The sequence below is a fragment of the Nocardioides sp. genome (assembly GCF_004803405.1).
In the GTDB taxonomy this organism is placed as follows: Bacteria; Actinomycetota; Actinomycetes; order Propionibacteriales; family Nocardioidaceae; genus Nocardioides; species Nocardioides vastitatis.
In genome coordinates this window covers 1-6350 of the sequence record NZ_SSXI01000154.1, presented here as the reverse complement: position 1 = coordinate 6350, position 6350 = coordinate 1, and the positions used below count along the sequence as shown (strand labels likewise).

At 69.0% G+C, this 6350-nt stretch carries 9 protein-coding genes; 4 read left to right on the top strand and 5 right to left on the bottom strand.

Annotation, left to right across the window (positions count from 1 at the left end; genetic code table 11):
- A partial coding sequence (locus E7Z54_RS11240; protein WP_136433720.1) for a TOBE domain-containing protein occupies positions 1–293 on the top strand: 293 nt, incomplete at its 5' end.
- An 11-nt stretch (positions 294–304) separates the two neighbouring features.
- Here the strand turns inward: E7Z54_RS11240 and E7Z54_RS23175 are convergent.
- Positions 305–451 carry a hypothetical protein gene (locus E7Z54_RS23175; protein WP_168798280.1) on the bottom strand — a complete coding sequence of 49 codons (147 nt, stop codon included), beginning with the start codon at positions 449–451 and terminating at the stop codon, positions 305–307.
- Between the two features lie 291 nt (positions 452–742).
- On the opposite strand from E7Z54_RS23175, the gene E7Z54_RS11235 reads away from it, so the two are divergent.
- Positions 743–1063: a hypothetical protein gene (locus tag E7Z54_RS11235; protein WP_136433718.1), complete on the top strand. Its 321-nt coding sequence runs from the start codon at positions 743–745 to the stop codon at positions 1061–1063.
- Between the two features lie 73 nt (positions 1064–1136).
- On the opposite strand, the gene E7Z54_RS11230 is transcribed toward E7Z54_RS11235, so the two are convergent.
- Genes E7Z54_RS11230 through E7Z54_RS11215 form a run of 4 tightly spaced genes read right to left on the bottom strand, consistent with a single transcriptional unit; the run spans position 1137 to position 5146 of the window.
- Positions 1137–1943, bottom strand: coding sequence for an ABC transporter permease (locus E7Z54_RS11230; RefSeq protein ID WP_206056152.1), 807 nt, complete (start codon positions 1941–1943; stop codon positions 1137–1139).
- Positions 1940–2848: an ABC transporter permease gene (locus E7Z54_RS11225; RefSeq protein WP_240769629.1), complete on the bottom strand. Its 909-nt coding sequence runs from the start codon at positions 2846–2848 to the stop codon at positions 1940–1942. Before E7Z54_RS11225 ends, E7Z54_RS11230 begins: the two co-directional genes overlap by 4 nt.
- Positions 2845–3957 carry an ABC transporter ATP-binding protein gene (locus E7Z54_RS11220; RefSeq protein ID WP_136433716.1) on the bottom strand — a complete coding sequence of 371 codons (1113 nt, stop codon included), beginning with the start codon at positions 3955–3957 and terminating at the stop codon, positions 2845–2847. Before E7Z54_RS11220 ends, E7Z54_RS11225 begins: the two co-directional genes overlap by 4 nt.
- Positions 3950–5146: a polyamine ABC transporter substrate-binding protein gene (locus E7Z54_RS11215; protein WP_206056151.1), complete on the bottom strand. Its 1197-nt coding sequence runs from the start codon at positions 5144–5146 to the stop codon at positions 3950–3952. The genes E7Z54_RS11220 and E7Z54_RS11215 overlap by 8 nt, the downstream gene beginning before the upstream one ends.
- 147 nt (positions 5147–5293) lie before the next feature.
- On the opposite strand from E7Z54_RS11215, the gene E7Z54_RS11210 reads away from it, so the two are divergent.
- The gene (locus tag E7Z54_RS11210; protein WP_240769628.1) at positions 5294–5770 is read left to right on the top strand and encodes an Lrp/AsnC family transcriptional regulator; all 477 of its coding nucleotides are present in this window, start codon (positions 5294–5296) and stop codon (positions 5768–5770) included.
- A partial coding sequence (locus tag E7Z54_RS11205) for an NAD(P)/FAD-dependent oxidoreductase (RefSeq protein ID WP_346763542.1) occupies positions 5755–6350 on the top strand: 596 nt, incomplete at its 3' end. The genes E7Z54_RS11210 and E7Z54_RS11205, both read left to right, overlap by 16 nt.

The following is a 6350-nucleotide window of genomic DNA, read 5'->3' as shown; positions in this document are numbered from 1 at the left end:
GGGTCCGCAGCGCATCCTGTGCGCTGGGCCTGCTCCGGCTGCGCGCCCCGGTGGCGGCCGGCCCGGTTCGAGTCGCGATCCGCGCCGAGCAGGTCCAGGTCGCGCCCGCCGACGAGTCCGACCGCGCCGGGGTCGTGCTCGACGTCAGCTTCTACGGCCACGACGCGACCATCCGAGTCGTTCTGGACTCCGGCGAGCACGTGTCGGCCCGCACGCCGGCGAACAGCGTGCCCCGGCCGGGGGACCCGGTCCGGGTCGACGTCGTCGGGGAGGCCGTCGCCTTCGCTGTCTGAGGACGGAGGGGTCAGGCGACCGCGCTGCCGGGCATCTCGGCCGGCGGGCAGTCACAGCCGTCGCCGCACCCGAGGTACACGTGGATGCCGTGTCCGCAGCGCGGGCAGGGCATGTCGTGTGAGATCCGGTTGGTCGGTTCCAGGGCTGTGTTCCACATGATCGGCACCTCCTCTCGCGCTGCTTTCCTGTTCCATCGGCGGTGTTCGAGGCTTCTGAAGGGAATGACCGGAGGACATCGCAGGAGTCATCGCTGATACCGAGAGCGTCTCGGTCACCACTCAGGTATGCCGGCGGCTCGCCGAAGGTGGACGGGAGGCCCCGGCACCGGTCTCGTCCGGTCTTCCGGAGGATTCCTCTCTCATGCCGGCCCATTCCTCTGCCCGCGGCCTGGTGCAGCCTCGTCCGACGACGGGCGGGCGCACGCCGCCGCGAACGCCGGCATCCGGGCGTGGCGCGCTGGAACGTGCACTTCGTCCCCGGCGCGTGGAGCACCCACCGGTACGCACGCCAGGCGCTGTGGCTGCAGCAGGCACGGATGGTCCGCGGCCTGCACGCCGCACTGGCGTCCCGCGGGGTCCCGGTCTTCGGCGGCGGCGACATCAACCGCCGGAACTACCCGTTCCCGGGCGACGCCGTCGTCTACGACGCCTCGCCGCGGGGCGGATCGACAACCTCGTGCACGCACGGACCCGACGGGTCGGGGTTACCGGGAGGCCGACGTGGGTCGCGCTCAACTCCGACCACGACGGGCTGGTGGTGCCCTCCGTGATCGGCACGAACGTCGCTCCGCCGCCGCCCCCGCCGACGCCGTCTCCGCAGCCGGAGCCGGAATCGGAGCCGGGTCAGCGACGAGCGGCACGTCGGCGGCTGCCCAGCTCACCGAGGAGCACGGCCGTCAACGCCAGGACGAACATGATCGTCCCGATCACATTGATCTGCGGCGGGATGCCGCGCTGGGCGGCCCCCCACACGAACATCGGGAAGGTCACCTCCTGGCCCGCGTTCAGGTTGGTGATGATGAAGTCGTCGAAGGACAGCGAGAACGACAACAGCGCCGCTGCCAGGATCCCCGGGAACACCAGCGGGAAGCTCACCCGCCAGAAGGTCTGCCACTCGTTGGCGTAGAGGTCGGCGGCCGCCTGCTCGAGCGCCGGGTCGAGCCCCGCCAGCCTGGCCTTCACCGTGACCACGACGAACGACAGGCAGAACAGCACGTGGGCGACGAGGATCGTCCAGAAGCCGAGTTGGGCCGCGAAGCCGGCGTTGACGAACAGCGCGAGCAACGACGAGCCCATCACGATCTCGGGCGTCGCCATGGGCAGGAACACCAGGAGGTTGGCCGCGGACCGTCCGCGGAACCGGTGCCGCACCATCGCGAAGGCCATGAGGGTGCCGAGCACGGTCGCGGCCAGGGTGGCGAGCAGTCCGATCCGCAGCGAGAGCGACACCGAGGAGCAGAGCTGGTAGGGGTCGCAGATGTTGAGCCAGTTGTCGAGCGTGAAGCCGTCGAAGGTGTAGCTGTTGCGGCTCGCCGGGTCGTTGAAGGACATCAGGATGACGACCAGCACCGGGACGCACAGGTAGAGCAGCACCAGCAGGCCGACCACCAGGACGACGTGCCCTGCCAGCCAGCGACCGAAGCGCGTCACAGCAGGTCCTCGGTGCCGGCGCGTCGTACGTAGATCGCCACCATCGTGACGATGGTGACCATGAGCGCCACGGACAGCGCGGATGCGGTGGGGTAGTCGCCCGCGCCGAACAGCGCCTGGATCTCGTTGCCGACCATCCGGGTGTTGGGGCTGCCGAGCAGCTGGGCATTGATGTAGTCCCCTGCGGAGGGGATGAACGTCAGCAGGCTTCCCGCCACCAGCCCGGGCATCGACAGCCGCAGGGTGACCAGACGGAACGCCGTCGCCGGTGAGGCATAGAGGTCGGCGGCGGCCTCGACGAGCCGGTGGTCGATCTTCTCCAAGGAGGCGTAGAGGGGAAGCACCATGAACGGCAGGAAGTTGTAGGTGAGGCCGGTGACCACAGCGAAGGGCGTGTTCATCAGGCGGCCGCCCTCGCCGAGCACGTTGAGCCACTGCAGCGCCGAGACGATGAGCTCGTTGTCGCCCAGCAGGTACTGCCAGGACAGCGTTCGCACGAGGAAGCTGGTGAAGAACGGCGCGATCACCGCGACCAGCATGAGATTCTTCCATCGGCCGGCCTTGAAGGCGATGGCATAGGCCAGCGGGTAGCCGAGCAGGATGGCTGCACCGGTCGCCGCGAGTGCGTAGAGCAGGCTACGCAGGATCTGGTCGGAGTAGTCGCGCACCGCGTCGACGTAGTTCTGCCAGTGCCCCGTCATCCGGTAGCCGAGCTGGAGCGATCCGCTCGGGTCGTAGAGGCTCGTGGCCACCAGGACGACCGTGGGGACGACGAAGAAGAGCGCCAGCCACAGTCCGCCTGGCAGGAGCAGCACGTAGCCGGTGAGTCCGCGGCGCGCGCCGCGCGGCTGGATCTCCGGCCCGTCCGGCGTCTCGGCGCCGGGCAGGTGTGCCGCCGCTGTCAACGTTCGCTCTCCACGCCCGCCCGCGCGTCCTGGGCGGCGTCGAGCAGGAACGTGTGCTCCAGCGCCCAGGTCAGGTCGACGGGGTCCCCGGGGGAGAAGCGTCCCTGGCTGGTGTGGTTCTGCTCGAAGACCGACAGCTCCTGGCCCCACGGGGCCCTCACCAGGTACTGCGTGCTGACGCCCGTGTACGACGCGTCGCTGACCACACCGCCCGGGAGCCGGTTGAGTGCAGGATCGGCCGCCATCGCCGGCACCATGTGCACCTTCTCGGGGCGCACGCCGACCCAGACGTCGCCCTCGGTGACGCGCGCGCGGTCGCGCGGTGCGGCCACCTTCGCGCCCTGCACGTCGACCACCACCACCTGCTCCGCGTCGGTGCCCACGATGCTCCCCTCGACCAGGTTGGACTGGCCCAGGAAGTTGGCGACGAAGGTCGTGGCCGGGAAGTCGTAGAGCTCCTCGGGGGGGCCGAGCTGCTCGATCCGCCCGCCGTTCATCACCGCGACGGTGTCGGCCATGATCATGGCCTCCTCCTGGTCGTGGGTCACGTGCATGAACGTCAGGCCGACCTCGGTCTGGATTCGCTTGAGCTCTATCTGCATCGTGCGACGCAGCTTGAGGTCGAGCGCGCCGAGCGGCTCGTCGAGCAGCAGCACCTCGGGCTGGTTGATGAGCGCGCGCGCGAGCGCGACCCGCTGCTGCTGCCCGCCGGACAGCTGGCCGGGCTTGCGCCGGCCGAGGTCCCCGAGCTCCACGAGGTCGAGCATCGCGGTGACCTCGGCGTCGACCTTCGATCGTCCCCGACGACGCAGGCCGAACGCCACGTTGTCGCGGACGTTGAGGTGGGGGAAGAGGGCATAGCTCTGGAACACGGTGTTGACCGGCCGCTGGTACGGCTTGAGCCGGGTGATGTCCTGGCCGCCGAGCTCGACCGTGCCGCTCGTCGGCTCCTCCAGGCCGCCGACCATCCGCAGGGTCGTGGTCTTGCCGCACCCGGATGGGCCGAGAAGCGCGAAGAACGAGCCCTCCGGCACCACGAGGTCGAGGTTGTGGACCGCCGTGAAGGCCCCGAACTTCTTGGTGACGCCGGTCAGCCGCAGGTCACCCACTGATCGCCCTTGCGAAGTCCCGGTCGTACTTCTGCCGGGTCTTCTCGTCGAGCTCCATGAAGCCGTAGGTCTTCGCCAGGAAGTCCTCCGTCGGGAAGATCAGCGGGTTCTCGACCAGGCTCGGGTCGACCTTCTCCATGGCCTGCTGCGCACCCTCGACCGGGCAGATGTAGTTCACCCAGGCAGCGAGTGTGGCGGCCACCTCGGGCTCGTAGTAGTAGTTCATCAGCGACTCGGCGTTGGTCTTGTGGGTCGCCTTGTTCGGGACCAGCATGTTGTCCGACCAGATCGACAGGCCTTCCTCCGGCGCGACCCATTTGATGTCGGGGTTCTCGTACTGCAGCGCGATCACGTCGCCCGACCACGCCTCGCAGGCGAGGATGTTGCCGCTGTTGAGCCCGCGGATGTAGTCGTTGCCCGTGAACTGGCGGACCTGGCCGGAGGCGACGTACTTCTCCAGCCGCTCGATCGCGCTCGCCCACTGGTCCTCCGTGAAGTCCTCCGGGTCGGCGCCCTCGAGCAGCAGCATGAACAGCATCGTGTCGTTCAGCTCGGAGAGGAGGGTGATCTTCCCCTTGAGGTCCGGACGGGTCATCAGCTCCTCGAAGCTCCCGACCTCCTTGGTGTACTTCGCGTTGTAGGCGATGCCGGTCAGGCCGCTCTGCCACGGGACGCTGTAGGAGCGGTCGGCGTCCCAGGAGGGCGCCCTCAGCGAAGACTTGAGGTTGGCCTCCACGTTCGGGATGTTGGCCTTGTCCAGCTCCTGGATCCAGCCGAGGCTGATCATCCGTGCGGCCATCCAGTCGGTGAGCGTGATGATGTCGCGGCCGATCGACTCGCAACCCCCGAGCTGGTCCTTGACCTTGGCGAAGAACTCGTTGTTGTCGTTGATGTCGGTGTTGTAGGTGACATCGATGCCGGTCTGCTTCTGGAATCCCTCCAGCGTCGGCATCTTCTTGCCGTCGACGTCGATGTACTCGGGCCAGTTGGAGAAGACCAGGTCCTTCTCCTCCGCGGAGCGGTCCTCGCTGACGCACTTGTCGGCGTCCTGGACCTGCGACTCGGTCCCGCAGGCGGAGAGCATGCCTGTCGTCCCGACAGCAAGTCCGGTAAGGCTGAGGCCCCGCAGGAACGCCCTGCGATCCAGGGAGGCCCGCACCGGGACCGGAGTGTGGCGAGGGGTGGGCATGACTTCCTCCTGCGGTCGGGGACCTGCTTCGGATGCTGTCAGGTCCAGGCACCTCAAGACAAGGGAATCAGTCGATCTGAAACAGGATCGCAACGAAATCCATAGGTGGACTCGCCTGATGACGACGTGACTGGAAGGATCAGTCGCGTGAACAGGACGCCCCGCACCGATCGCACCGCGCCGCTCGACGACGTGTCGAAGGCGATCATCGAACAGCTCCAGCAGGACGGTCGTCGGTCCTACGCCTCGATCGGCAAGGTGGTGGGCCTGTCCGAGGCCGCCGTGCGACACCGCGTCCAGCGGCTCATCGACGGTGGCGTCATGCAGGTCGTCGCCGTCACCGACCCCCTCGAGCTCGGCTTCGCCCGGCAGGCGATGGTCGGGATCCGGGTCGCCGGGGCGCTGGAGCCGGTGGCGGATGCGATCGCCGACCTCGACGAGGTCGACTACGTCGTGATCACCGCCGGCGCCCACGACCTGCTCGTCGAGGTGGTGGCCGAGAGCGACGAGCACCTGCTGGAGATCATCTCGGGTCGGATCCGGCAGATCGAGGGCGTGGTGGGCACAGAGACGTACATGTACTTGAAGCTCCGCAAGCAGACCTACTCCTGGGGGGTCCGCTGACCACCGTCGACGGTCCCTCGCTGTGGCACGCCACGGCCGGCGAGGACACCGCGCCGCGGCCGGGCCTGGACGGCGACCTCGATGTCGACGTCGCGATCGTCGGCGGCGGCTTCACCGGCCTGTGGACGGCCTACTACCTCGCCGAGAGCGACCCGACGCTCCGGATCGCGGTCCTCGAGGCGGAGGTGGCGGGCTTCGGCGCCTCCGGCCGCAACGGCGGCTGGTGCTCCGCCCTGTTCCCGGTCTCCTCCGAGCGTCTGGCCCGGATGCACCGCGGTCGCCCCGGTGCGCTCGCCCAGCACCGGGCGATGCGCGAGACGGTCGACGAGGTCGGCCGGGTGTGCGCTGTCGAGGGCATCGACGCGGGGTACGCGAAGGGCGGCACGATCGTGCTCGCGCGCAGCCCGGCGCAGTGGACGAGGGCGCGCGCGGAGGTCGCGTACGCCCGGGCCTGGGGTCGTGATGCCGAGGAGCTGCGGCTGCTCGACCCGGCCGAGGCGCGCCAGGTGCTGGCGGCGACCGGGGTGCGTGGGGCGACCTACACCCCCGACTGCGCGGTCCTGCACCCCGCCCGCCTGGT

Coding starts and splice junctions, on each gene's coding strand:
- E7Z54_RS11215 (WP_206056151.1), bottom strand. CDS start 5,146: ATGCCCACCCCTCGCCACACTCCGGTCCCGGTGCGGGCCTCCCTGGAT.
- E7Z54_RS23175 (WP_168798280.1), bottom strand. CDS start 451: ATGTGGAACACAGCCCTGGAACCGACCAACCGGATCTCACACGACATG.